The sequence below is a fragment of the Methanolapillus millepedarum genome (genome assembly GCF_032594115.1).
Classification (GTDB): Archaea; Halobacteriota; Methanosarcinia; order Methanosarcinales; family Methanosarcinaceae; genus Methanolapillus; species Methanolapillus millepedarum.
Genome location: NZ_CP131060.1, coordinates 724,085 through 750,417, shown reverse-complemented (window position 1 = coordinate 750,417; position 26,333 = coordinate 724,085). Strand labels below are relative to the sequence as shown.

Here is a 26,333-nt window from a genome sequence, read left to right as displayed (position 1 = left end):
TAGATTTGAGTTTTAACTTTCCAAAATTAAAAAAAGATAAAAGTTGTGCATGCAACAGTAAAATGTTGCGCATGTAATTCCGGTTGATTCTGCCGGAGGTTACTGCTATCGGTGTTTGCCTAAGCCATGCGAGTCAAATGTTCTTCGTGAACATGGCGTAATGCTCAGTAACACGTGGATAACCTGCCCTCAGATCCGGCATAACCTCGGGAAACTGAGGATAATTCCGGATAATTCTCTTCTGCTGGAATTGCTTAGAGAGTGAAAGAATTTCGTCTGAGGATGGGTCTGCGGCCTATCAGGTTGTAGCGGGTGTAAGGTACCCGCTAGCCGACAACGGGTACGGGTTGTGAGAGCAAGAGCCCGGAGATGGATTCTGAGACATGAATCCAGGCCCTACGGGGCGCAGCAGGCGCGAAAACTTTACAATGCAGGAAACTGTGATAAGGAGACACCGAGTGCTCGCATCAAATGCGGGCTGTCCGCTTACTTAAGTCGTAAGCGTTAGCAAGGGCCGGGCAAGACCGGTGCCAGCCGCCGCGGTAATACCGGTGGCCCGAGTGGTAGCCGCTTTTATTGGGTCTAAAGGGTCCGTAGCCGGACCGGGAAGTCCGTTGGGAAATCCGGATGCTCAACATCCGGGCTGTCAGCGGATACTTCCGGTCTTGGGATCGGGGGAGGTAAGGGGTACTACAGGGGTAGGAGTGAAATCTTGTAATCCTTGTGGGACCACCTGTGGCGAAGGCGCCTTACCAAAACGAGTCCGACGGTGAGGGACGAAAGCTGGGGGCACGAACCGGATTAGATACCCGGGTAGTCCCAGCCGTAAACGATGCTCGCTAGGTGTCAGGCATGGCGTGACTATGTCTGGTGCCGAAGGGAAGCCGTGAAGCGAGCCACCTGGGAAGTACGGCCGCAAGGCTGAAACTTAAAGAAATTGGCGGGGGAGCACAACAACGGGTGGAGCCTGCGGTTTAATTGGACTCAACGCCGGAAAACTCACCAGGGGAGACAGCAATATGTAGGTCAAGCTGAAGACTTTACCTGAATCGCTGAGAGGAGGTGCATGGTCGTCGCCAGTTCGTACTGTGAAGCATCCTGTTAAGTCAGGCAACGAGCGAGACCCGTGCCCACAGTTACCAGCAATATCTTCGGATAGTTGGGGACTCTGTGGGGACCGCCGGTGCTAAACCGGAGGAAGGTGCGGGCTACGGTAGATCAGTATGCCCCGAATCCCTTGGGCTACACGCGGGCTACAATGGACGGGACAATGGGTCACTACCCCGAAAGGGGATGTTAATCTCATAAACCCGTTCTAAGTTCGGATCGAGGGTTGAAACCCACCCTCGTGAAGCTGGAATCCGTAGTAATCGCGTTTCAACATAGCGCGGTGAATACGTCCCTGCTCCTTGCACACACCGCCCGTCAAACCACCCGAGTGAGGTATGGGTGAGGGTATGGACAAAGTGCCGTATTCGAACCTGAATTTTGCAAGGGGGGTTAAGTCGTAACAAGGTAGCCGTAGGGGAATCTGCGGCTGGATCACCTCCTAAGAAAAAATCACCGTCAGATGCCGAAAAAACATCAGGTCACAAATAAAATACAAAAACAAAAACAGCAGATAACAAAAAATCTGCCAAAAAGCAGCGGGCGCAAACCCCCAAAACGGGAATAAACCCGTTTTCAACAACAGGGGCTTGTAGATCAGCTGGAAGATTGCGCCCTTCGCATGGGCGAGGCCCGGGGTTCAAATCCCCGCAAGTCCACTAACCTTGAATCAAAATCAAGGTAATTAAAATAGAAAATAAAAGTAAATTCGGTAAAAACCGTTTGATTTTCAGTTTTTCTGAAAAACGGTTAGAGGTTCGATTCCTCAAAGGATATTTCAATGCACTCCGTGAATTTTCGCGGGGGAAGGACGGATTAAACCTGAACAGCCATTCGGGTTTGTGTGAAGTCATGTAGAGGATTGAGACAAAAAACAAATTCGACGACAGTGCGGAAATTTGGATATGCTGCCAAAGCCGCATGAATTTGTTTAAACGTTTTCATAACCAACCAGAGAATATGAAAACAACTTTTGGTTATATCAGACGCTAACTGAAGAAACGGTTTGTGCTGGTATAACGCCAACAGGTGGATGGCTCGGCTCAAGGGCTGATGAAGGACGTGCCAAGCTGCGAAAAGCTCAGGGTAGGCGCAAGGAGCCGATGAACCTGAGATCTCCGAATGGGAATCTTGACGCGAAAGCGTCGATCAGTCATGATCAGGAACGCCCCGAATTGAAACATCTTAGTAGGGGCAGGAAGAGAAATCAAATGAGATGCCGTTAGTAAAGGCGATTGAACACGGCAGAGTTCAAACTGAATCCGCTTTAGGAATAAGGCGGAGATGTGGTTTATGGACGGCTATATTTTTCCGGCATTATCAAACCAAACTTGCCTGAAACGGCAGACCATAGAGTGTGATAGTCACGTCGGTGAACATAAAAGGAAAAAAGCCTGATCCGGAGTAGCGTGGGTCGGAAATCTCGCGCGAATAAGGGGAACACCAATCTCCAAAACTAAATACCTCTTGAGTCCGATAGCGAATTAGTAGGGTGACCGAACGCTGAAAAGTACCCCGAGAAGGGAGGTAAAAAGTGCCTGAAACCTGTTGGTTATGGAACGATACGGCGCGAAAGGATCTTTTTCGCGAAGGAAAAAGCCGCGAGGCTTGTGTACGAGCGAAACTGCCGGCGTCGTATCCTACGTTTTGAAGAACGGGCCAGGGAGTTTATCTTGGTGGCGAAGGCTAATTAATCGTTTAAGAAGCCAAAGCGAAAGCAACAAGTGCGCAACCGCAAGGTGAGGCACGGCGTATACAAGTGCGCGGAGTCACCGGGATAAGACCCGAAGCCGGGCGATCTAGGCGTGGACAGGTTGAAGCGTAGCGAAAGCCGCGTGGAGGACCGCAAGTGGTATTGATCTGCAAATCATTCACGTGATCCACGTCTCGGAGTGAAATGCTAATCTAGCCCGGCATCCGCTGGTTCCCTCCGAAACATGTCGCAGCATGACCTGGCTTGAGGTCGTTGGTGGAGTAGAGCACTGATTGGGGAATCCGGGGAAGAAATTCTTCGCTCCCCTGTCAAACTCCAAACCCACCCACACCAAAGACGGCCGGAGTCCGCACTGCTGGGGTAAGCTTGTAGTGCGTAAGGGAGACAACCCTGCCCATGGTTAAGGTCCCCAAGTGTCGGCTCAGTGTAAACACTAAAGGGCGTCCCAAGCCCAAAACAGCTGGAAGGTTAGCTTAGAAGCAGCTACCCTTTAAAGAGTTCGTAACAGATCACCAGTCGAGGTTTGGGGCCCCGAAAATTGACGGGGCTTAAGCCGACCACCGATACCATGGAGTACCGTATAAGGTAATCTTGTAGGAGGGCGTTGCGTTCGGGCAGAAGCAGGGCCGTGAGGTCCTGTGGACCGTGCGCAAACGAAAATCCTGGTAATAGTAGCAGCATAGTCAAGTGAAAATCTTGACCGCCGAAGGGGCCAGGTTTCCTCGGCAATGATCATCAGCCGAGGGTTAGTCGGTCCTAAGGTGCACCGTAACACGAGTGCATCGAATTGGGAAACAGGTTAATATTCCTGTACCGTTGACAAAAAATCCTGACGCTTAAGGGAAGACCGGGCGGCGCTGTCGCGCCGTTTAAGCATTGAAACGAATGGAGAGCCGTCATGGCGAGAAGTTCGAGAAGGTGTGATGACGAAAGCCGGTTGCACCCATGAGCCCGTGAAAAGGGTGTCAAACGTCCGTACCAAGATCCGACACAGGTGCCCCTAGCTGAAAAGGCTAAGGCGTGACGGAGTAATTCAGTTTAGGGAATTCGGCAAATTAGCTCCGTAACTTCGGGAGAAGGAGTGCCTGCTGTGAAGACAGCAGGTCGCAGTGACCAGGGAGCTCCAACTGTCTAATATCAACATAGGAGATCGCAAATCCGTAAGGATGAGTACGATCTCTGAATCCTGCTCAGTGCAGGTACCTCAACCTCCGGTTCAACGGAACGAAGGGCCTGTAAACAGCGGGGGTAACTATGACCCTCTTAAGGTAGCGTAGTACCTTGTCGCTTAATTGGCGACTTGCATGAATGGATCAATGAGAGCTCTACTGTCCCAAACTGGAATCCGGTGAAGCTTACTTTCATGTGCACAGTCATGAGACTTCCGGGGGGAAGTGAAGACCCCATGGAGCTTTACTGCAGCCTGTCGCTGAATTGTGATTTCGAATGTACAGTGTAGGTAGGAGGCGTCGAAGCGGGTGCGCCAGCATCCGTGGAGCCGAAAGTGGGACACTACCCTTTTGGAATTACGATTCTAACTCTCAACCGAGAGGACCCCGATAGGTGGGCAGTTTGCCTGGGGCGGGACGCCCTTGAAAAGATATCAAGGGTGCGCAATGGTTGACTCAAGTGGGTCGGAAACTCACTGAAGAGTGCAAGAGCATAAGTCAGCCTGACGTTATTCCGCACAACAAGGGATGACGAGACGAAAGTCGGTTCTAGCGAACTTTTGAGCCCGCTTGGTGCGGGCCAAAAACTACAGAAAAGTTACCCTGGGGATAATTGTGTCGTTGCCGGCAAGAGTACATATCGACCCGGCAGCTTGCTACTTCGATGTCGGTTCTTTCCATCCTGGCCGTGCAGCAGCGGCCAAGGGTGAGGTTGTTCGCCTATTAAAGGAGATCGTGAGCTGGGTTTAGACCGTCGTGAGACAGGTTGGTTACTATCTACCGGAAGTGCCCGATGTCTGAGGGTAAGTTGCTTTTAGTACGAGAGGAACAGAGCAACGGCGCCTCTGGTCTACCTGTTGTCTGACAAGGCAACGCAGGGCAGCTACGCGCAAATGAATAAGAGCTGAACGCATCTAAGCTCGAAATCAAACTCAAAAAGAGACATCAATAAGGACACTCATAAAAGATGAGGTCAATAGAAACGGGATGTAAGCATCAAGGCAACGAGGTGTTAAGTCCGCGTTCACTAATTGTCCGTTCCACCACAAACCCGTTTCTTCGGGCGATATCTGAATATAACCAAAAGAAAAAATATAAGCGAAATATAAAATATTTCCCTTAGTAAAATCTCAATCCATCCTACATGCCAAAACAAATTTAAACAAAAAATCCGTTCCTACATCCAACTTAAAGCAAAGGTCTTTGGCGGCCATAGCGGCGGGGAAACTCCTGTACCCATACCGAACACAGAAGATAAGCCAGCCGGCGTTCTTTACGGTACTGAAGTGTGCGAGCCTTCGGGAAATACTGATCGCTGCCAAAGGCCTTTCTTTATATATTCACAAACATCCAACATTTTTTATGAATTATATATCCGCTATTACTTTTTTCTGTTATTCCATTTCTTTTTGAATCTAAAAGTTCATTTTCCGTCGGACCGTGTTCCGTCTGAACCTGCGGCTTCATTTTTCTGCCTGACTGTGTTCCGTCTGAACCTGTGGCTTCATTTTTCTGTCCGACTGTACATGCGAGAGACTGCGCAGCTTCTATTTTTTAGAGCCGGTAGGCGCGCGAACGAGGGTCAGGGGCGTTTCTATCTGGCAGTTTCATGCAAGGTTGCGGGGCGGTTTCTATCTGACAGTTTCGTGCAAGAGTGTGGGGCGGTTTCTATCTGGCAGTTACATGCAAGAGTGTGGGGGGCGGTTTAAAATGAGATTTGAAAAATAAGTGAGAAATGGATTTGACTCTAACACATGTGTAACCGGTACGCAAAATCAGACGCAAAGCGTCTGATTTTGCGGAAATCACAAGTATACAGTTGGACTGGCAGCAAGCTGATGGAAAATTGGACTGGCAGCAAGCTGATGGAAAATTGGACTGGCAGCAAGCTGATGGAAGATTGGACTGGCAGCAAGCTGATGGAAGATTGGAATAGCAGCAAGCTGATGGAAGATTGGAATGGCACCAAGCTTGATAGAAAATTAGATGGCACCAAGCTTGATAGAAAATTGGAATTGAATGCTGAGAATACAACAAATTTGAATGCAGGAGCTTGCTTCTGTTAGAAAAATAGAATTTAAATTAATTTTGGCCCGCAGCTTCCGATTTTGCATTCATAAACCGTTCCGAATCTTTGAAGTGATTTTAAAATATGCTCTTCCGCTTCTCTTTCAAGCCTTTTGTTTTCACATTTTTTTGTCATCGCAAAAACAGTATTTCCAAGCATGGCTTGAGCAGCTGTCCCAAAATTTTCATCCACGGATTCGATTGCTTTTTTTGCGCCGTCGCTCAAAAGGCCGACTTTTTTTGTAAATGCCGATGATTCTTCCATAAAAGATTCAATCGTTTTTGTTTTTTGAAATCTTTCCATCGCTTCTTTTCCGGCAGCGTTGATCGCTTTAATGTGTTCCGGATTTGAAATCACTTCTTTCGTTGACAATTCGCCCAAAACCAAACAAAAAACCTTTTTTTCAGGTGCCGCGATTTTGTGAAATTTTCCAAACCGTGTTCCTCCGGGCTTTTCACGAAGAACAAGACCACCCAAAGATTCGCCGGCAACATCTCCAAGACCGCTTCCGGCCTTGACTTCGGCGACATGAGCCATTTCCACCAACTCTTCTCTCGGGAGTCCCAGGTTCAAGGATTCATTGATGGCAAAAGCCGTTCCGAGAGCGCCGGCAGCCGAAATTCCAAAGCCACTTCCCGGCGGAAAATCACTGATACCGGACATGTTAAAATGAAAAGAATGATTGTATCTTTTTTGAGCGATTATTTCCATTTCAGAAACAACCTCTCGGATCGTTTCCCCGTATTCCTTTTTTTCATTCAGGAAAACTTCCGTTTTATCGAAAACCGAAACCGTTGTCAAAAGCCCTTTATCAAGAGCAATTCCGCATCCGACAGATCCCTTTTGGTGCGGATCATCATGGTTGCAAATTTGAAAAAAACCGGTGATGTGCCCCGGACAAAAAAACGTTTTTTGTTTGAACTCTTTTCCTTCATTCATCATATTCATCGTGTTTATTGCCGTACCCATTATTTTTGTACTCATCCGCATTGTTTTTATCTTTTAAAAACGCGTCCTTTCATTTGGACCGGCTTTTTGTAACGCCCGGATTTTTGATGTGATTCTTTTTGATCTTTCATCAGTTTGTTTTCATCATCGGCATCACCGATCTCATTCGCTTTTTCACTCAATTTGTCACCCAACATCATTGAATTCATTGAGCTTGCTGCCGTAAATTTATTTGTGAAATTATCGCTTTCTGTTGTCCCTTTGCTTTCGTTATTTTGAGCAATAAATTTTAAAATTTCATCCGCAATCATTTCTTTTCGCCCCGAAATCGGAATCCATTTGATCATTAAATCTTTAAAAACCAAATAAACATCGTTGTCATCTGTCCCCATTCCTTTTTCTCTAACGTTGTTGGCGACGACAATATCCGCAATCCCCTCATTTATTTTTTGGGCGGCCGAGTCCATAAGTTCTTCAAAAGACATGGCAGTTTCCGCTTTAAAGGCAACGACCAATAAATCCGGGTCCGCCTTTTTAGCTTCTTCGATGAGCTTTTTGGTCGGATGAAGCGATAAGATCAATTCGCTTTTTCCGGATTTTATCTTTTCCTCTTTTTTATCGGTCGTGTAGTCCGAAATTGCTGCCGCGCTGATCAAAATATTTTTGTGTTTGGCTCCGGTTGATTTTTCGTCCTTGATTTTCTGAATAACCGATTTTGTCATGTCGTCGGCACTTTCAACATAAATCTCATTCAGATGCGGAAGGTCGAAATCAAGTTTGTTTCTGTGGAACAAAAAGACTTCCGCTCCTTTTTCATAAGCAGAAAGCGCCAAGGCTGTTCCCGTTTTTCCGGACGCGCGGTTTGTCAAAATCCGAATCGAATCAATGCTTTCGGCTGTCGCTCCGGATGTGATGAATATATTTGTTCCGGAAAAACCGGTCGTTGACGGTGAATTTTCTTCCAACGCCCGCTTTATGCGCCAAACAATCTCGTCATTGTTTGCAATTTTTGCAATTCCTTCTTCCATTCTCGGGCCGACAATTTCAATTCCCCACGACTTTAACGTTTTTAAATTTTCAATCACTTTCGGATGCCGGTACATAGATTCGTGCATTGCCGGAACGATCATCACTTTTTTCCCTTCACCGATCGCGGTTGTCGCAAACGTCGTGACCGGTGTGTCATCGATGCCCATCGCTATTTTGGAAATAGTATTCGCGGTCGCCGGCGCAATCAGCAAAAGGTCGCCCCGTCCTTTTGATCCGAAAAATTCGACATGTTCCACCCGCCCGGAAAGTTCTGTAATTACCGGATTTCCGGTCGCGTAATGCAACGCATTCGGATGAATAATTTGACAGGCGGCGTCTGTCGTGACCGAGAATACATCTGCTCCATATCGAATCAATTCCCGAGCAAGCGTGACGATTGAAACCGCGGCAATGCTTCCCGTAACACCAATGACAATGGTTTTTCCGGAGAGTGAGTTTCCTTTGGACTCTGAAATCCAACGAGTCGGATGCTGATTTGCCTTTGAATCCGGGTTGGTGAAATTCGGATTTGAATTTGAGTTTGAGTTTGAGCTTGCCTTTAAATCCGGAGATTGATCTTGATTTTTGTTGAAATGATTCATTTCCGTCACATTTTTTGTTCAATGCTTGATTGATATTTATGAAATTATTTGAATTTTTTTCAATAAATAACATTAATCATAAATACATTTAACCCATTCAAACCGAAAATCAATAGAATTGAACGGAATTGAAAAGATAAATCGAAATGTTCAACAAACAATCGAAATGATTCAACATATTTATCGAAAAAGACTCAAAGAATCATTTTAAATCTAAAATTCATTATCAGATCAGGAAATTTTTATGGCACGCAATCAAAAGGATTTTTATTATCACCAAGCTCAAAAAGAGGGCTACCGCTCCCGGGCTTCTTACAAATTGAAACAAATCAATGACCGGATGAATATTATCAAAAGAGGTGACACGATTGTCGATTTGGGTGCGGCGCCCGGCGGCTGGCTTCAAGTCGCCAAAGAATTATCCGGCGGACGCATTCTGGGAGTTGACCTTCAGTTCATCAAAGAAATCGATGGCGTCACCACCATTAAAGGCGATATCACCTCGGATGAAACGATTGAAAAGATTCTGGAATTTGCCGGAAAAGGGGGCGTTGATATTGTTTTGTGTGACGCCGCCCCTAACCTTTCCGGAAATTGGGCGCTGGACCACGCTCGCGGAATTATGCTGAATGACGCGGCATTTGAGTGCGCCAAAAAAATTTTAAAACCGAAAGGCACTTTTGTCGTCAAGGTTTTTCAAGGCGATTTGTTCAAAGACTTTTTCGATCGCGTGAGCGCCGAATTCGTTTATGTCAAATCCTATTCTCCGCAAGCTTCCCGTTCCACCAGCGCCGAAATCTATGTGATCGCCAAGCGGTTTTTAACGGCGCCGGTTCGAAAGAATCACTTGTGCGCCGTTGAAATTACGGGAATGGGAGAATCCGGCGACGGAATCGCCTACCTGGACGATTTTGTCATTTTTGTCAAAGACGCCGTTTTAGGTGAGATCGTCAAAGTCAAAATCGAAGACGTCAAGCCGAATTTTGCGTTTGCGAAAGTCCTCGAAAAATTGGACAAACTTCCGGAAAACCAATATCTGACGCCGAAATATGTTCCAAAAACAGATGGCAGTTTCGCCAACTTTGAATCCGAGTCGTCGGAACAACCCAAAAAACAAAAAATCCTGCGAGTCCGAGACCGAAGTTTGGACATTGACAATTATGTGCCGCCGGCAGATGAAAAGGACGTTGAGTTTGATTAATATTTAATTGAAATCACGATTTACTTTTTCTTTAATATTCATGCCAACTGTCCTGTAAAATCAGATGCAATTGCATCTGTATCTTACAGATAACCATGCAATGCAGTCTGATCGCTGATGGACTTGCTGTTCTCTATTATTACATCTTGCATCTGCTGCTTACTATTTTACGGTTTGCATCTGCTGTTTCTATTTTCAATTTGCATCTGCTGTTTCTATTTTCAATTTGCATCTGCTGTTTCTATTTTACAGTTTGCATCTGCTGTTTCTATTTTGCAGTTTGCACCTGCTGTTTCTATTTTACAGTTTGCATCTGTTTGCTACTTCACCAATCTGTCGAATTGAAATCCGAATAAACAGATGCGATACGCATCTGTTTATTCGGGATGGTTTGCTTGAATTTTAAGAAAAGTGTATGGGCGGCTTCCTTAACGTTTTCAAAAATGACTCCGTCTTTTTATTGGCTCAAAAAGAAAATGTGTCGCCATAACGCGCGCGGCGTCGCCCTCTATATAAAAACCGTAACAAGTGAACAAAAAAACAAACAAAAAAGAATGAATTGAAGTAAAATCAAATCACTTCAATTCCCTGTTTTTTACAAATCTCAAGACTCATTTCCCGAAGTTTATATTTCTGAATCTTTCCGCTTCCGGTCATCGGAAACGCGTCCAAGAAGAACACATACTTGGGAATTTTGTAACGCGCGATTTGGCCGCGGCAGAAATCTCGAACGTCTTCCGCCGTCATTTTGGCGCCGTCCTGCAAAATAATAAACGCGCCGACTTCTTCGCCGTATTTTTCGGACGGGACGCCCGCCACTTGAATATCTTGAAGGCCGGGCATCTTGTAGAGGAATTCCTCAATTTCGCGCGGATAAATATTTTCGCCGCCGCGGATAATCATATCTTTGATCCGGCCGGTGATTTTGAAATTGCCGTATTCGTCCATCACGCCCAAATCTCCGGAATGAAGGAACCCGTTTTCGTCAATCGCTTCTCGTGTGGCTTCTTCGTTTTTGTAGTAACCTTTCATCACCAAATAGCCGCGGCAACACATTTCTCCCTGAACGCCCGGCGGGCATTCGGTGTTTGTTTGCGGGTCCAAAACTTTGACTTCCGTATATTCAAACGGCCGGCCGACTGTTGTGTAGCGCACCTCCGCCGAATCGTCGATTCGGGTGTGCGTCATTCCGGGAGAAGATTCCGTAAGACCGTAAACGCTCGTGATTTGCAAATACATTTTCTCGCTCACCTGACGCATCAGCTCAATCGGACAGAGCGACCCCGCCATGATTCCGGTTCGAAGGCTCGTCAAGTCAAACATGCTAAACATCGGGTGATTCAGCTCGGCAATAAACATCGTCGGAACCCCGTAAACGGCCGTACACCGTTCTTTGTGAATCGAGGCCAACGTCAGCAACGGATCGAATTTTTCAATCATCACCTGCGTACAGCCATGCGTGAGACAATTCATGGTGGCGAGAACAACGCCGAAACAGTGGAAAAGCGGAACGCAGACGCACAATTTGTCGTCCTGCGTAAACTTCATGTGTTCACCCGTCAGGTAACCGTTGTTGGCAATATTGTGATGCGACAGCATGACGCCTTTGGGGAATCCTGTCGTCCCCGATGTGTATTGCATGTTGACGACATCATGACAGCTCACTTCCGATTTGGCTTTTTCCAACACGTCGTCCTTGATATTGCTTCCCAGCAGCAAAACTTCCGCCGTGTTGTACATGCCGCGGTGTTTCTCCTGTCCGATATAAATCACATTTTTCATGTGCGGAAACCGTTCGCTTTTGAGGTGTCCGCGCTGGCAGTTTTTCAGTTCCGGCAGCATATTGTAGGTCATTTGAACGTAGTCGCCGTCAAATGTTCCGTCAATAATGCACAGCGTGTGCATGTCGGAATTTCCAACCAGATATTCCAGTTCGTGCTGCTTGTAACTGGTATTGACGGTTACGCAAACCGCGCCGATTTTGGCGCAAGCGTACAAAAACGTCAGCCAATCCGGGACGTTGGTCGCCCAAAGTCCCACATGATATCCTTTTTTAATGCCGATCGCCAGAAGCCCTTTCGCCATGTTGTCGACGCGCTTGTTAAAATCTTTCCAGGTAAATCTCAAATCCCGGTCGGAATAGACGATATATTCCCGGTCCGGCGTTTCTTTCGCCCAATATTCAAGCCATTCGCCGAGCGTCCGGTCGGAAAGCTGAAGATGTGAACTGTTTTCCATCGGTTCTGCCAATTTTATTTCCTCCGCATTTATTGTCCGATTGTTCATTTTTTATTTTTGGTTACATCGGCGCGTACACAACGGCCAAAATTTTAGCGCCGTTTTCGTCAGCGGCACACACCAAGTGATCGACAATGGAATCATAGTAAATGCTGTCGCCTTCTTCCAGAATGTATGTTGTCTGGCCGTAAACGATTTTGACGATCCCGCCCAGCACATAAATGAACTCTTCCCCTTCGTGCGCGGACACCATCAATTCGGATTCATTAGCCGGATTGATTTCCACAATGAACGGTTCCATCGTCCGTCCGGTCTTTTGCGGGGCAAGCGCAAAGAAATTGTTATGAGATTTGGCGTGTTTTTCCGTGCTGGTGTCGGAAGTGTGAATGGTTTCATTGGCTTTGTTTTTCCGGGTGACTGCCGGTCCCAAATCGTCCGAATCATCCAAAAACGTTCCCAAACGGACGCCAAGAACGCGCGCAATTTTAATAAGCGGTGCAAGCGATGGTATATTTGTGTTTTCTTCAATCGCCGTTATTTGCATCAAATCCAAATTGCTTCGGTCAGCCAGTTCTTCCCGCGTCATTTTTTTAGATTCGCGAATTGATTTAATTTTTGTTCCGATATTTTTGTTCGCCATAATGATCATTCATTCATTTTTATCATTTCAATCAATTTAAAACGCTGCTGTTTTTATTTTCGAATTCATTCCATTAAATAATTATTCTCAGGTTCCGGCTTCCCAATCGTCTGTGTAGCACCGCTGTTTGTCGGTAAGCCGGTCGATTTCAATACTCATCGATTTTAATTTTAATGACGCGACCCATTCATCGATTTCCGCCGGAACTTTATGAACGCCGTGCGAAAGTTTGTTTTGCGCAATATATTTGACGCTAAGCGCCTGGTTCGCAAAACTCATATCCATCACTTCCGCCGGATGACCGTCGCCGGCGGCCAGATTAACCAGCCGCCCGTCCGCAAGAACATTAATTTTAATTTCATGTTTGTTGCCGCTTTTATTGCTGTTTTGTTCCCGACTTTCGGTTTGGTTTTTGTTAATCGTGTATTCCTTAATATTTTTCCGAACTGTTTTGATATCTGTTGACATCTTTTTGAGTCCTTCTAAATCAATTTCCACATTGAAGTGGCCGGCATTTGCTAAGATCGCACCGGATTTCATCTTCAAAAAATGTTCCGTTGAAATCACATCGCAGTTGCCGGTTGTCGTCACAAAAATGTCGCCGATCGCCGCCGCGTTTGCCATCGGCATCACACGGTAGCCGTCCATCCGGGCTTCCAGCGCCCGCACCGGATTAATTTCAGTTACCACCACTTCGGCGCCAAGACCCGCTGCCCGCATGGCAATTCCCCGTCCGCACCAGCCGTAGCCGCCGATAACAACGGTTTTTCCGGCGACAAGCAGATTGGTTGTCCGCATAATCCCGTCCCAGGCGGATTGTCCGGTCCCGTATCGGTTGTCGAACATGAATTTGGTTTGTGCGTCATTGACCGCCAGCACCGCCATTTCGAGTGCCCCTTCTTTTTGCATCGCCATCAGCCGGTGGATGCCGGTTGTGGTTTCCTCGCAGCCGCCAATGATTTTCGGGAGAAGATCGCGCCGCTCTTTGTGAAGTTTAAAAATCAAATCGGCGCCGTCGTCAATGGTAATGTCCGGCTCCATGTCCAGAACTTTGTCAATCGCTTCGTAATATTCGGCGTTGGTGCAATCATATTTGGCGCAGCAGGAAATATTCTCTTTACAATCCAGCGCATACGCCACATCATCTTGCGTGCTGAGCGGGTTGCAGCCCGTAATCGCCACATTTGCGCCGCCGGCTGCCAATGTTTCAACCAAAACTGCCGTTTTGGCTTCGACGTGAAGCGCCATTGCGATTCGTCGTCCTTTAAGCGGCTTTTCCGCTTCGAATTCTTTTCGGATTTGTTCCAGAACCGGCATGTGATTTTTTGCCCATTCGATTTTCAGGTTTCCGGAATCTGCAAGTTCCTTTTTTGACGCGTCCATTTTTTTTCCTCAAATAATCCGTTCTCAATAAATGTAAAGTAAGATGAATGAAAAATATTCAAATGTTTCATCATATGTATTGTGAATGGGTTTGAGATGGCATCCATAAAATATAAAATAGTCGTATGGACTCGGGGAATTACTTTCAAAAACCGGCTATACAAAATTGATTAAAACATAGAAGATATATTCATTTCAAAAAAATATAAAAATTTATAAATAGACTGCCCATCATTTTGAGATTCATTCACAAAATATTGTTTTTCAGGAGTGGGAGATCTTATGACAAATTCAAACCAAATTAATTATGACATCAAAGACGTTGCCGATTGGTTTTTGAGCAAAGAGCCGATGACGCACAAAAAACTTCAAAAGCTTTGCTATTATGCCGTTGCTTGGTATTATGCGCTTTCGGATGATTATCTCTGTTCAAATTGTACCTTTCAATCTTGGGTTCATGGTCCGGTCAACCCGATAATTTATGAGATTTATCGGGATTACGAGTGGTGTGAAATCACTTCTTCAAAATTGAAACCGGATTTTGGAAAAGTTGAAGAGTTTTTGGAGATGATCTGGGATACTTATGGTCATTTTACGGGAACGCAACTTGAAATTTTAACGCATGAGGAAGATCCTTGGAAAAATGCGCGTGGAAATCTCGGGACATTTGATCATTCCGAAGCGGTGATCTCTTTTGAAGATATGAGGTGTTATTACAAAAAAGTGTACCATCGAGGACAAAATGACTGAAAAAAGAATGAAATCTGTTCAAATTCCTCCGGCTTATATTGATCAGAGAAACGGGATCAGTCTATCGGCATTTCGGGATGTTTCGGAAAAAGTAATCTTTCAATTTAAAGATATGAATGGTTGCGGGAAGAGATCTCATAGATGTTTTTGCCGGATGGAACATCATGATTTGGAGATTTACGATTCATTCATTGAAAAGTCGTTTGGATGCGACGTTTCCAACTTTTTGAAACATTAGCAAGCAAAAGAAAGCCGGATGAAACATTTGAAACATCCCGAACTCCGAATCATTCATGTTCGCGCTAATAATAAAGCGCGCGTCCACGGATACTTTTTTGAAAATAAGTTTAATGTCGTCGCTTTTGATCCGAATCATAAGGACAATTAATCCATAAAATAGGATTTTATAAAATTCAATAGAATTACTCAATATCAATGCAGGCATCGAACATTGAGTTTTATGCCCGGAGCGGGAAAAGTACCAACTGTTCAATGCCTGTTTAAATCTTTGTTATATTATTTTTCATTTTTTACACTTGACTTGAATTATTAAAAATAAAATTAAGATAATTTGTTTGTTTTTCAAACTCATTTTTTACGTAATCATTAAATGTCCGGTTTTTTTCTTCCCAAATATAACAGCTATTATGCCAATAGAGATATCCTATATCGAGATATTTCCAACCCCGGTTGATACATTGTTGCAAAACATAATGCGGGAAAAAACATATCGTTTCTTCATCTTCTTCCATTAAAACGAACGCATAAAGACCAAGCCGACCAGTCTGGGCAATGAATGAGTATAGTTGACTTGTTGATTGACGTGTTCCATTCTTGTTTTTGCGGGATATGCTGTCAAGATCTAAATACCAATAACCGTCTATTGTTCTATATTTTACTTCAATGCCCATGTAACATAAATCGGCACAGTCAAATAAAACATCAATTACTTGATAATTGTCTACTGATACAGGAAACTTGTAAGCACGACCGGTCATATTATTTTCTTTGAGCCATTTCGTTAAAATGTCTACAATTCGTTGTTCACCGGGACTTGAATAAATGGACAAGTCCTCGGTCATTTTTTAACCACGTCCGAATTAAGAAATTCTTTTTTCCATTCGTTTAGTTCTTCTCTTATTATTTTTCTCAATTCTGCGTTTGTTTTTGGGAAATCAGAATTATTTAAACTAATGATTGGCATTGATAGGTTTTCGTATCTATTAATGAAATAAATAATTGCTTTTTGAACAATAATTGATTGGTTATTATTTGTGATTTTTGAAATATTTTTTATTTCAGATAATACAAAAACATTGAAGGTTACAGATATTGAATTTTTTGAGATTTCATCATCTTCTATCGAAGATAAAAAATCAGTATGATTAAAATTGGGATTGTTTTCACAAAATGAAATTATTCCCAAGAATTCACAAACAGAAACATATACAACATCAGAAACTGAAGCAAATTGTCCACTTTTGATTAATTTGTCTATTTTTTTAACAAGATGTTCACTAACCGATATTGATATTGAAAATTTTTTCCGGTTAGCTTGTTGGTTCATAAGGTATTATTATTTTTATTTCGTTATTATGGTTCTTGTTTATTTTGTACGCTTTTGTCTCTAATTTATGCATTTTGTACGTTATATTGAATTAATTTTAAATACTATTAGTTACTTTGTACGCTTTAAGGTGTAATAAATGACAAAACGAATTCAATTGTTACTTCCGGATAAATCGAGTGATGGAGTTGATTCACTTGTTTCTGAAGGTTATTTTAGGAATAGGCAGGATGCAATTTGTTACTTCGTAAAAATTGGTTTGGATAATTTTGGTTCCGATGAAAAACCAATAGAGGTCCTCGAATGATTTCCGAAGACGACGTCAGAGAATGTCAAACTCTCTGCGAAACCTATCAGGATGCGCTTGATTCCAATGACTTTTTGTGTTCAAGCATGGGAAACACGGCAATTAAATTCATTCAACGTGTCGCTTCCGGCGTTTATTCACAAAACGTGGGCGTTTCGAATACGCCAAGCGACGACCACAAACTCCATTTAAAAAACGCAGCCCTGAAAAATAAGACCTCGAAAAACAGTGAATTGGGTACGGTGTAAAAATGGATGTTGACTCAAATCTTCACATTATCAACAGCTTGTTTGGCGAACCTGGGAAAGTGCCGGTTCGTGATCCAAGATGTTTTGATAACATCCCTCCGTGGTTTTGGGTCAACATTCAGAAAAACGTCGAACGCTATGAAATTGAAAAATTCATACCGGGTTTGTTCAATCGTTTTTATGAAATTGTTTGTTTCAATTTCGATATGTGTAAAGAGGATATCATAAGCCTCTTTTTACAACCGCCGAAACTTACGGTTACATCAAAAATCGGAAAAATTAAGGTTTACAGTTACCGAAAATGCCTTTATTTTGCCGAAGCGCTTGTTTTGGTCAAATATGACAGCCGGTTACCTGAAACCAAAGAAGTCGCGCATTTAAAATCATGGTCATTCAACATCATGAGAATGATTGAGACACAGGATTTTAATGATCAATTTGTTCGTTTTGTTGATTCGTTTTTTTCAATCATTAAAGCCCACCCGATTTATTTCACGGATGTATACAAATGGATGACAAAAGTTTTGACTGATTTTCTGATTTCAAGAAAATATGAACGTACTGTGAAAGCGACGGAGAAAAAAGAAAGAGACCTTTTTTCGAACTACAAACGACAGGTTGTGCGGGATGAATATCTGAAATACGATTCCCGAATTTCGGTTGAATTTTTTAATGAAAATCCTGCCGAAATTGAGCCTCCGAAATTGATGCTTGATCGTGTGATGGTCTCGGTTCATTCCAAAAAGTTCATGAGTTACAGCCGTGATGTGAAAACCGTAATTGAGACAAGCACAATGGAATCCGACATTTTAACTGAAAAAATGATGCTCATGAAGCAAAAAATGATTGAGGATAATTATTCTTCAATCGAAGTTCAAAATGCTATGCCGGATGATTTGGATTCAAAATTTTCATTTATGGAAAATCGTTCAATTTTAGCCGGTTTCCCTTTGAGCGGCGTTCCGGTAAAACGCAAAGATGGAGATGGTTATGCTTATTGGTGGAAAACGGACGGTGTAACGTATCGACTAAGGTATGATCCGCCGGCCGGGGCTCCGATTTCATTGTTTATGATTGTGAACGTTCAAAGAATCGCACATAAAATGCTTGCTCAAATTTGTCCGGAATATGAAATTGCATACAAGGAAGAATTCTTAGAGGAATCAAATTTCATACCGACCACTTATGTTGATTAGTATCAACAGTTTGAAACTCAAATTCTTGATGATTTGAAAATGAAAGCGGTTGAGGTTTATGAAGACAGTTTAATTAAACGTCTTCAATTTGAGGCATCCGAGGTAATGGATGCGGACAAAACCGTTTCAATTAACCAAATTGAAATGTGTTGGAATCAGGAATTACCATATGACACAGTCCATTATCTGTCGGATAAGTTTGATTTTTTTGTTGAAAACGGGCTTGAAACAGTAACATTGCATTCTGAAACGCCATTGCTGGTTACGAAATACCATTCGGATATTGACCCGACCGAAGACAGAATGGCCCACAAAATTTACAAAAAATCAAAAAAGATATTGAGAAACGAAATTGTATTGGGTAACGAGTTAAAAACAGATTCTCCGATTTCGAATCAAACCTTATCCGATTTTTTTTTTACGGATTCGCAGACTGCAAAAAAATTTGTTTATTTCAAATTTATTTTGCAATATTTGCGAAACACCGTCGGCATTAAGGAAGAAAAATATTGGCATGGCTACAAGCGTTTTATTTCCGAGAGGCGCGGCGACGAAGAATGGAAAACGAGTTACTTACAAGCCGTTCTTGGAAAGTCCGGCATCAACAAAGCGTTTCAAGATGTTGAATTCTTTGATGTTTTCGTTGATCACCTTGAAGCTCATGGTTGTGTTCAACGCCGATTTTTCAAAGGATGGACTGACAAAAAGTATCGGGTGAATGTTGTTGAATCAAGAGAATTTGAACGCAAAGGGCGTGGAAAATACCGCCCCCAAGAAATTTCCCATCTGTTTAAAATCGTTTGCGAATACCGCAAACACCGCGAATATTTAAGAAAGGCATACCCGGACAATATTGACGCCTTAGCGGAAATCTATCATCCCTTTGATACCGGAATACAATCCGGCTTATCACAAAACAAATAAAAAATCAATAAACCAACATGAAAAGAGTGAATAAAAATGTCAGAAACAACAGAAGCATACAGCGCAAGAAAAAACAAAAAGAATGAAGAAACAAAAGAAATTGAAACACAAATTGAAGAAACACAGCCAGAAATCCCTGTCATCCAATCTGAAATTGCAATGAGTGGTTTTCCGGCCGGCACGGATGCCCGGACGCCGACAGTCAATTATGATGAGATGTTGGCGTTCAACAAAGGTGTCATGTCAAGCAAGGCGAAAGAATTGCTTGAAGCGATTAAGCCGGTTTATGGCCGGGAAAAACCGAGTAATGACACAGCTGTGTTTGAGCGGTTCGGCACGATTCAAATCGGTATTATGCCGGGATCCTTCCCAACTGGACAACTTGACAGCAAGAAAAAGGCGATTTATGAATCATCCTACATGATTCCCGGAACGTTCATGCTCAAACAGGCAACCCCTCAAGAGATTGTTACTGTTCGGCTTGGCTTTGTCGATTTGCTCCGATTGAGACATGAAATTGACGTCTTGATTGAAAAACGCAAGGCGTACATTCAATATTCGGCTGAAATTGAAAAGAACATCAACGATGCGAAAAACGCAGCGTTCGATTTGATTTAACCGAACCTGTCAGTATCCATGTGAAAACCTCCGAAAAAAAGGTGAATCTGAAAGCGCCAACTTTCAGATTCTGCACCTTTCGGAAATACCCCAGCCAAGAGGTACCAACATGAAAAAAGTGCATTTGCTCTTTATTGCATTAATTTTATTAATGCTTGTTTGTCCGGCGATTGCCGAGGAGACCGACACAACACCGCCGGTTTTGACCGTGAACATCGTTCCGGAAAACGGAACGGTCCGTATTTACGGAACGGCGACAGACGCCTCCGGAATTGACCGGGTTGAAATAAAGCTTGATGAGAACAGTTGGCGAACAGCCGACCTTTCCGGAAATAATTACACATTAACGGAAAATATAACAACAACAGGCTACCACATCTCTCAAGTCCGGGCATTTGACCGCGCCGGCAATCCGTCCACAGTGGACACAAAGACTTTTTACGCAGAAAAAAAGACAACGGCAACGTCGAATGATATTTCTTTTTATGTCCGTCTTTCATCCCTGAAACTGACAACCTTCAATATTTCCCACAATATTCGGGAAATGACATATCCGCAGGATTTCAACATTGCCTTTGATATTGTGAATGACGATTCGGTACCGCACAAAGTGCGATACACAATCGACATCAACGGCGAAGAATTTACCGAGGACGTCACGGTTTCGGCTGGACGTTCAAAGGACGTCTCCGAATGGTATCCGTCAACGGTTTTGTCGGAAGGACAAAATCGGATCCGAATTTCTGTTATGGATTGGGATTCAAAAGAAAAAATCGCCGATAAAACTTTGACATTAAATCTTTTATCGACAGCAAAGCCGGCAACGACGGCGAACAACACAACCCAAACCGAAATTCCGGATTGGTTTCGAGAAGTTGCCCAAGCAAACGGAATGATAATTCCGGAAAACACAAATCAAAGCGTTGAAGTTCAACAATTTAAAAGTCGGATTACTCAGCTTGAAGCAGAAATCCAAACTCTGAAAAATGATCAAACACCGCAACCGGAGACCGAAGTCAAAAATGAATTCCTTCAAAAATACGGGCTTTACATCCTTATTGGCGTTGTTGTCATCCTTCTTTACCTTCATCAAACCGGCAAATTTGACGGTATTTTGAAAAAGAAGGAAGATGAACCGGAAAAGCCGGCAGAGAAGCAACCGCTTGAACCGGAATAAGGTGATTTTATGAAGACGGTTTCGCTCTTCGGAAAAGAGTATCCGGTTTCACAAGTGATTGCCGGCGCAATTCTGATCTACTTTTGGGGACTCAAAGGATTACTCAAACTTCCGCTTCCGGACATTATTCCGGATTCAATGGTTTCATGGGTCACATGGGCAGCTCTCGGCTTTTTTGTCAGTTTTTCTTTTCTTCCGGACAACTCTGCAGAACTCCTGTACTTGACAGCAAAATTACGTTCCAAGAAGATCATTTGCAATTACGGTGTTTTTTCATGGGATGGGTCATCTTACCAGGTTACGGCCGGCGGGATGGAATATTCCGTTTTTTATGAAGGTGTGAATGCTTTTGGAATTGTTGAACGAGGAAACAAGGTTTTCATTTGTCCGACTGATTTGATTTCATTTGCCGGCTACAACCGCTTGATTAAAGCGGATTTGAAAGAAACCGTCTCTGTTCCGGTCGGGCTTGAAAGATTCCTTTCCGGAATTGATTATTGTTTATACGGAGTCTTGCCGAATACTGAATTTGGATATGTGTCCGCCAAAGCGGAACATATGGAAGACCTTCTTAAAACATTGTATGAGCGAAACCAAGCATTAACAGAAGCCAATGCCGGTTACATGAAAATGTTGATGGATGCCGGAACCATCAACAAAATGAACGGTTCAGAATTGGATTTTTTATTTGAAAAGGAATTGGGCGGTGATTCGTAATGTACTACCCGATTCCTCCGGGGTCGATGTCGGAAGCATCGGCAATCGAATTTTTGAAAAATCATACCAATGACGTTCTTTTATTTTGCCGGAAGCGTGCGCCTCCCGGTGTTCATGACGTCATGCTTTTGGTAAAGGATTTTTTAAAATTCGCAAAGGAAAAACCGGTTGATGCGTTTGAAATCATTTATGATTTCATTGTCCCCAATGAAATCAAAATCGGATGGATTAAAAAATATCTTTTTGCAAAACCCAGAGTAATCAACATTATCGGCGAACGTGATTCCGGTAAAAATGCCATCGTTTACTAGTTGTTTGAGTGGGGTCTTGAGAAAGGTTTGCGCCCTACGATTGTAGGAGTCAAACAGGCAGCTCATGAATGTGTAAATTTTGTTGCTGATTTGTTTGATGTTCCGCCGAAATCGTTTGTAAGTCTTGATGAATTGATGCTTTTTTACAACGCAAGAAACAGCCGGGGACAATCTACGATTGAAGATACGTCCAGCTTGGCGGTTGCCCGCCACCATGAGCGATGGGTTTGCACATCGGTTCAGGTTTCAAGCACGGGTGATTTGAATTTCATCAAAATGTGCGATTTATTGATCGTTAAAATGTTGAGTTTATTTTCACGTTCAGTTGAACGTGACTCCGTAACGGAAATGGTTCCGGAATATTTTGTCCCAAAGGACAAAAAGACGTCTTTTTTTATGTGTTCCGAATTTCGGTGCACGGTGCAACTGTGTTTATCGAAATTATGGAGTGAAAAATATTCAACGCCGTTTAAGATTTTAGATAAAAATACGAAGGAAGAGGCGATTTTGAAAATGTTTGAGGACGGGTCAAGTCCGAGTTGGATTTCAGATACAATTGTTGCGCAGTCGGTCCGATGCACCGAAGCGGAAGTTTACGAAATTTTGGAAAGAAATGGAAAAATTGAGAAAAAGAAGATGAGGCGATAAAATGTCAGAAGAAATTGTAAATTTATGTGTTCGATGTGAAAAGAAAGAAGCAGAATGGGTTTGCTTAGAATGTATGGAAGAAAAGCAATATTGTGAAGATTGTGCTGCTGTTGTCGGGTATCAATGTTCTGAATGTGAAGAAGCGTTGGAGAATTGGTAAGGTGAAAGCATGGACCGTGAACCAAAATGCAAATTTTGTAAAAATTCATGCCGGACATCTTGTCAAGGTACTCGGAATGTGCTGTTGGCGTGCGTAGCCAAAAGCAGAACGAGGGGGGAAATTGTTTACTGTGATGAATGGAAAAATCAGTCAATTAAATGTGAATTGTATAAAGAACGTCCGGAAAATAAGAGAATTAAATATTTGTCACACAAGCAGATTTTCGAAAGACTGGAAACAAAACTCACAGACATTTTCTCGGACATGTTTGACAAAAAGCCGTGGTGGGAATCATGAGTTTTGGGTTATTTTTTTGTATAAGGTGATTTGAAATGCCGAAAATTGCTTACATTGAAAAAAGGTTCAAACCGGATTCATTGGATTTGATTGAAAAAGTCAATTCAATTGTTGATGATTATGAACGTCAAGGTTATTCGCTTACTCTTCGTCAGGTGTATTATCAGCTGGTTTCAAGAGATGTAATTCCGAATAACGAACGGTCGTATAAGAATTTGGGAAATCTCATTAATGACGGACGTCTGGCCGGAATGATTGATTGGTATTCCATTGAAGACCGGACTCGGTTCCTTCGGGGAATTGTCCACGACGACGATCCGGAAGAACTCTTGCGGAGTGCTTCTTCCGGTTTCAGTCTTGACAAATGGGAAAACATGGATACCTATGTTGAATTTTGGGTTGAAAAGGATGCTTTGGTGGATATTGTCGGGAAAGCTTGCCATTCGTGGGAAGTTGATTACTTTTCATGTAGGGGCTACGTTTCACAATCTGAAATGTGGTCGGCAGCTCGTCGGTTCATTCGAAGGAATAATTCCGGAAAGAATGTTGTCATCTTTCACTTGGGCGACCATGACCCTTCCGGCATAGACATGAGCCGTGACATCGAAGACCGGTTACGTTTATTCGGCGCCGATATCACTTTTGAAAGGATTGCTTTGAATTATGGCCAAATTGAAACTTACAATCCGCCGCCGAATCCTACAAAGTTGTCCGATAGTCGGTCTACTGATTATGTTAAAAAATACGGCTATGAATGTTGGGAGCTTGACGCTTTGGAGCCGTCGGTTCTTTCGGAATTGATTTCAAACCATGTTAAAAACGTTATTGACCTTGATGCTTTTAATAATATTTCTGAAAGAGAAGGTGAAATACGAAAGCAAATGGATAGGTTTGTGGATACGTATTCTGATTTTGTGTTAAATGAAGAAGATACAGAGGAGATGAAAGTATGAAGGAATCTTGTCCAAGATGTGGATTTCTCAAAGTGTTGAATGAAATCTCTGTTTTCATGAATTGTCGGATTTGTAAAGATTGCCGGGAAGATGAGGAAGTATTACATTTCCTCGGAAATCATGCGATATTGGAGGAATGAAAAATGTCAAATGAAATTGTTTCTCCGAAAAAAACGGTTCAGTTAAATGTCCGGATTAATGAAAAGACAAATTATCGTTTAAAACAAATTGCAGAGTGCCGGGGCTGCGATGCGACCAATGCTGTTGAATATGCCATTTTTGAAACATATAGGGCATTAGTTGATGATAATTTGATTAAAGCGCCCTTTGATAATGAAATTGATGAGGATTTGGCAGTTCGTGGGACAAAGGCCTTAGTTTCGATGGTTAAGGGAAGGGGAGTCAATGGCACTTAATGCGTTTGATGGGTCTGTATAAAAATAGGAGCTCGATGAGTCCACTTACCAAACTATAATATATTATGGACTAATTGAACACTATTTATGAGTGCAATTCAAGGAAAAATAGAAAGTATCAAGAAAGACATTGAATATATAAGACTTGATGGTTCAGACAGGATGTCTAGAACATATCAGGTTGCTATCGCATATAAAGATGAATGTCCCGCAGCGTATAACGCAAATTGGGATACTGATACTATAATAAAAGCACTTGAAGTTCATATTGCTAATCTTCAAGTGAAAGAAGAAGAACAAAAGATAAGAAAAAAGGAAATGAAATTAGAAAAGGCTAAAATCAAACTCCAAATTAATACACACATCCAATCATCATCAAATTCGGAAGCTTATGTTTTTGATATGTCCAATAAATCATTTCAAAGTACGGTGAAAATAATTAATGAAATCCAAGAATGTGATTTAAGTTCAGATAATAAAAAGGAATTATTAAAATTGCTTGAAGAGATAAAAGACTCAAAAGAAAAAAATTTGAAAACGGCAGAATTGTTAGATTTTTTGTCGGGTATGTCAGCTAATGTTGTAAAGGCCGTTCTTCCATTTATTTTGGGGGTAATCTTTCCGGGAATTTTTTGAAAACGGCAAAAAATTAAAGCAGCTTTTCGGCTGCTTGTTCAAATAATGATTGGAATTGGTTTCTGTTCCGGTTACAAAAATCATATCCAATAACTATTTTTTTGAAATCTGTTTTCTCAATGCTTGAGTAATTTTCAATCATTTCAATGAAAATATCCATTTCAACAATGTGAATGTCATTGTTTTTTTGAACGACTAAAATCATATCGTTGAATTCTTTTTCTTCAATAAATCTTTCAACCCATGTCTTGAATTTCATATTTTCTACTCCTGCCTCAGCCTAAGCGACTGACTGCACCCTCAACGGGTCAGTCGCCACAAAAAAAGAGTGGAGCGAACGATTTTTGGTATTTGATTTTTTTGATGCAAATCAAAGAAACAAAATACCAAAAAAACGAATTTTTCGTTAGTAAGTGTAACGGTGTTAACATTTTTTGTAAAGCACCTGCTTTACATGAATATATATTCTTTTCAAATGTTCTTCTCTTTAAGACCTTAAAAATCGAAGAGGGTCAAAGCAAAGGAGAGAAAAGGAAAAATGGCAAATAATTCTACTTTTATGGGTTTTAAAACCACACACATTCTTATTGTTGCTGCTCTTGTTCTTGCTTGCGTTTTATTGTATTCCGGGGGCTACCTCGACAGCTTAAAAACGCAATCAATCGCGGACAATACGACACACAACGGACTCGTATTAACAACTCGTTTCGATGAAATGCTCGTTGGCAATGTACGTGTAGCCAATGCGGATTATAATTATAATGCGGAATCCGGCGTTATCGCCATTCAGGTTGACGCTGAAAAATCATCGAATGCTACACATACAAATTTCATAATTAAGTCACCGTGTGTCGAACCGGTTTACGGGTCAGAAGTTCGAAATGAAACACAGGTCGGGGTTTTGTCAGTTCCGACCGAGGATGTTCTTGTACCGGTTAGTGTTAGGTTTACTTTGTTGAATACTTACTCTGGATTTTCAAGTACGAGCGATGTTTTGTCATCCACTGTGAACGCATCATCAACTTCTTTGAAGGACGCAAATGGTGTAAAGTTCTATCCGGTTGCGATTGGTGAAAAGTCGAATTCCCCGGCAGTCTATGTAAATGACGGTCTGTATGCAAAAAACATTGTATGGACAATGGACAAAGATGAAAATGCGGTTGTGGTGTCGTTTGATCTTAATTGGACAGGCATTGACAAGATGACATCTGTCAGTGATGAGGTGACGATTCCGATTAAAATCAGCAATTCCGACAGCGACTTAACTGTGAGAATTATCAAAAACTCCGTTCTCTGATTTTTCAGAGAG

The 26,333-nt window shown here is 42.6% G+C and carries 24 protein-coding genes, 1 tRNA gene, 3 rRNA genes and 1 pseudogene; 21 read left to right on the top strand and 8 right to left on the bottom strand.

Annotated elements, in window-relative coordinates; translation table 11 throughout:
- The first annotated feature begins 76 nt into the window (after positions 1-76).
- The 5 genes from MsAc7_RS03575 to MsAc7_RS03555 all read left to right on the top strand — a co-directional run bounded on the left by MsAc7_RS03575 (position 77) and on the right by MsAc7_RS03555 (position 6,056).
- A 16S ribosomal RNA gene (locus MsAc7_RS03575) occupies positions 77-1,551 on the top strand.
- Between the two features lie 142 nt (positions 1,552-1,693).
- Positions 1,694-1,766, top strand: a tRNA-Ala gene (locus tag MsAc7_RS03570).
- 348 nt (positions 1,767-2,114) lie between these two features.
- Positions 2,115-5,041: ribosomal RNA gene (locus MsAc7_RS03565) — 23S ribosomal RNA — on the top strand.
- A gap of 151 nt (positions 5,042-5,192) precedes the next feature.
- Positions 5,193-5,314 (top strand): 5S ribosomal RNA (gene rrf / locus MsAc7_RS03560).
- The 16S, 23S and 5S rRNA genes sit together here with 1 tRNA gene alongside, the layout of an rRNA operon.
- Positions 5,315-5,828: 514 nt before the next feature.
- Positions 5,829-6,056, top strand: coding sequence for a hypothetical protein (locus MsAc7_RS03555; protein WP_338103214.1), 228 nt, complete (start codon positions 5,829-5,831; stop codon positions 6,054-6,056).
- Positions 6,057-6,067: 11 nt separating this feature from the next.
- Here the strand turns inward: MsAc7_RS03555 and MsAc7_RS03550 are convergent, their stop codons facing one another.
- Both MsAc7_RS03550 and coaBC read right to left on the bottom strand, forming a co-directional pair.
- Positions 6,068-7,027 (bottom strand): pantoate kinase, encoded by a 960-nt coding sequence (locus MsAc7_RS03550; RefSeq protein WP_338103213.1) that lies wholly within the window; start codon positions 7,025-7,027, stop codon positions 6,068-6,070.
- 26 nt (positions 7,028-7,053) lie between these two features.
- Positions 7,054-8,637, bottom strand: a complete 1,584-nt coding sequence (gene coaBC, locus MsAc7_RS03545; protein WP_338103212.1) for a bifunctional phosphopantothenoylcysteine decarboxylase/phosphopantothenate--cysteine ligase CoaBC — start codon at positions 8,635-8,637, stop codon at positions 7,054-7,056.
- Positions 8,638-8,881: 244 nt separating this feature from the next.
- Here coaBC and MsAc7_RS03540 point away from each other — a divergent pair.
- Positions 8,882-9,655: pseudogene (locus MsAc7_RS03540) on the top strand (23S rRNA (uridine(2552)-2'-O)-methyltransferase); the annotation flags it as partial.
- A gap of 753 nt (positions 9,656-10,408) precedes the next feature.
- Here the strand turns inward: MsAc7_RS03540 and MsAc7_RS03535 are convergent.
- From MsAc7_RS03535 to MsAc7_RS03525, 3 genes are all read right to left on the bottom strand, one after another.
- On the bottom strand, positions 10,409-12,076 hold the full coding sequence (locus tag MsAc7_RS03535) for an AMP-binding protein (protein ID WP_338103461.1): 1,668 nt from the start codon (positions 12,074-12,076) through the stop codon (positions 10,409-10,411).
- Positions 12,077-12,137: 61 nt separating this feature from the next.
- Positions 12,138-12,716: a helix-turn-helix domain-containing protein gene (locus tag MsAc7_RS03530; RefSeq protein ID WP_338103211.1), complete on the bottom strand. Its 579-nt coding sequence runs from the start codon at positions 12,714-12,716 to the stop codon at positions 12,138-12,140.
- Between the two features lie 87 nt (positions 12,717-12,803).
- Positions 12,804-14,099: an adenosylhomocysteinase gene (locus MsAc7_RS03525; RefSeq protein WP_338103210.1), complete on the bottom strand. Its 1,296-nt coding sequence runs from the start codon at positions 14,097-14,099 to the stop codon at positions 12,804-12,806.
- 282 nt (positions 14,100-14,381) lie between these two features.
- On the opposite strand from MsAc7_RS03525, the gene MsAc7_RS03520 reads away from it, so the two are divergent.
- Positions 14,382-14,849 carry a Panacea domain-containing protein gene (locus MsAc7_RS03520; RefSeq protein WP_338103209.1) on the top strand — a complete coding sequence of 156 codons (468 nt, stop codon included), beginning with the start codon at positions 14,382-14,384 and terminating at the stop codon, positions 14,847-14,849.
- A 530-nt stretch (positions 14,850-15,379) separates the two neighbouring features.
- On the opposite strand, the gene MsAc7_RS03515 is transcribed toward MsAc7_RS03520, so the two are convergent.
- Both MsAc7_RS03515 and MsAc7_RS03510 read right to left on the bottom strand, forming a co-directional pair.
- Complete coding sequence (locus MsAc7_RS03515) at positions 15,380-15,931, bottom strand: hypothetical protein (RefSeq protein WP_338103208.1); 552 nt, start codon at positions 15,929-15,931, stop codon at positions 15,380-15,382.
- Positions 15,928-16,416, bottom strand: coding sequence for a hypothetical protein (locus tag MsAc7_RS03510; RefSeq protein WP_338103207.1), 489 nt, complete (start codon positions 16,414-16,416; stop codon positions 15,928-15,930). The genes MsAc7_RS03515 and MsAc7_RS03510 overlap by 4 nt, the downstream gene beginning before the upstream one ends.
- A 139-nt stretch (positions 16,417-16,555) precedes the next feature.
- On the opposite strand from MsAc7_RS03510, the gene MsAc7_RS03505 reads away from it, so the two are divergent.
- The 13 genes from MsAc7_RS03505 (at position 16,556) to MsAc7_RS03445 (ending at position 25,024) form a co-directional block, all read left to right on the top strand.
- Positions 16,556-16,723, top strand: a complete 168-nt coding sequence (locus tag MsAc7_RS03505) for a hypothetical protein (RefSeq protein WP_338103206.1) — start codon at positions 16,556-16,558, stop codon at positions 16,721-16,723.
- Positions 16,720-16,971: a hypothetical protein gene (locus MsAc7_RS03500; RefSeq protein WP_338103205.1), complete on the top strand. Its 252-nt coding sequence runs from the start codon at positions 16,720-16,722 to the stop codon at positions 16,969-16,971. Before MsAc7_RS03505 ends, MsAc7_RS03500 begins: the two co-directional genes overlap by 4 nt.
- A gap of 2 nt (positions 16,972-16,973) precedes the next feature.
- A complete protein-coding gene (locus MsAc7_RS03495; RefSeq protein ID WP_338103204.1) occupies positions 16,974-18,167 on the top strand; it encodes a hypothetical protein in 1,194 nt (397 codons plus the stop codon).
- 39 nt (positions 18,168-18,206) lie between these two features.
- Positions 18,207-19,091 carry a hypothetical protein gene (locus tag MsAc7_RS03490; protein WP_338103203.1) on the top strand — a complete coding sequence of 295 codons (885 nt, stop codon included), beginning with the start codon at positions 18,207-18,209 and terminating at the stop codon, positions 19,089-19,091.
- A 36-nt stretch (positions 19,092-19,127) separates the two neighbouring features.
- Positions 19,128-19,709 carry a hypothetical protein gene (locus MsAc7_RS03485; RefSeq protein WP_338103202.1) on the top strand — a complete coding sequence of 194 codons (582 nt, stop codon included), beginning with the start codon at positions 19,128-19,130 and terminating at the stop codon, positions 19,707-19,709.
- Between the two features lie 109 nt (positions 19,710-19,818).
- Positions 19,819-20,886, top strand: a complete 1,068-nt coding sequence (locus MsAc7_RS03480) for an Ig-like domain-containing protein (RefSeq protein ID WP_338103201.1) — start codon at positions 19,819-19,821, stop codon at positions 20,884-20,886.
- Between the two features lie 9 nt (positions 20,887-20,895).
- Positions 20,896-21,603: a hypothetical protein gene (locus MsAc7_RS03475; protein ID WP_338103200.1), complete on the top strand. Its 708-nt coding sequence runs from the start codon at positions 20,896-20,898 to the stop codon at positions 21,601-21,603.
- Positions 21,603-21,914 (top strand): hypothetical protein, encoded by a 312-nt coding sequence (locus MsAc7_RS03470; protein WP_338103199.1) that lies wholly within the window; start codon positions 21,603-21,605, stop codon positions 21,912-21,914. The genes MsAc7_RS03475 and MsAc7_RS03470 overlap by 1 nt, the downstream gene beginning before the upstream one ends.
- A complete protein-coding gene (locus tag MsAc7_RS03465; protein WP_338103198.1) occupies positions 21,915-22,562 on the top strand; it encodes a hypothetical protein in 648 nt (215 codons plus the stop codon).
- A 1-nt stretch (position 22,563) separates the two neighbouring features.
- Positions 22,564-22,722, top strand: a complete 159-nt coding sequence (locus MsAc7_RS03460; protein ID WP_338103197.1) for a hypothetical protein — start codon at positions 22,564-22,566, stop codon at positions 22,720-22,722.
- A 332-nt stretch (positions 22,723-23,054) separates the two neighbouring features.
- Positions 23,055-23,972 (top strand): hypothetical protein, encoded by a 918-nt coding sequence (locus MsAc7_RS03455; protein ID WP_338103196.1) that lies wholly within the window; start codon positions 23,055-23,057, stop codon positions 23,970-23,972.
- A gap of 143 nt (positions 23,973-24,115) precedes the next feature.
- Positions 24,116-24,388 carry a hypothetical protein gene (locus MsAc7_RS03450; protein ID WP_338103195.1) on the top strand — a complete coding sequence of 91 codons (273 nt, stop codon included), beginning with the start codon at positions 24,116-24,118 and terminating at the stop codon, positions 24,386-24,388.
- Between the two features lie 87 nt (positions 24,389-24,475).
- Positions 24,476-25,024: a hypothetical protein gene (locus MsAc7_RS03445; RefSeq protein WP_338103194.1), complete on the top strand. Its 549-nt coding sequence runs from the start codon at positions 24,476-24,478 to the stop codon at positions 25,022-25,024.
- A 13-nt stretch (positions 25,025-25,037) separates the two neighbouring features.
- Here the strand turns inward: MsAc7_RS03445 and MsAc7_RS03440 are convergent, their stop codons facing one another.
- Positions 25,038-25,283 (bottom strand): hypothetical protein, encoded by a 246-nt coding sequence (locus MsAc7_RS03440; RefSeq protein WP_338103193.1) that lies wholly within the window; start codon positions 25,281-25,283, stop codon positions 25,038-25,040.
- A gap of 279 nt (positions 25,284-25,562) precedes the next feature.
- On the opposite strand from MsAc7_RS03440, the gene MsAc7_RS03435 reads away from it, so the two are divergent.
- Positions 25,563-26,321, top strand: a complete 759-nt coding sequence (locus MsAc7_RS03435) for a hypothetical protein (protein WP_338103192.1) — start codon at positions 25,563-25,565, stop codon at positions 26,319-26,321.
- Positions 26,322-26,333 lie beyond the last annotated feature (12 nt).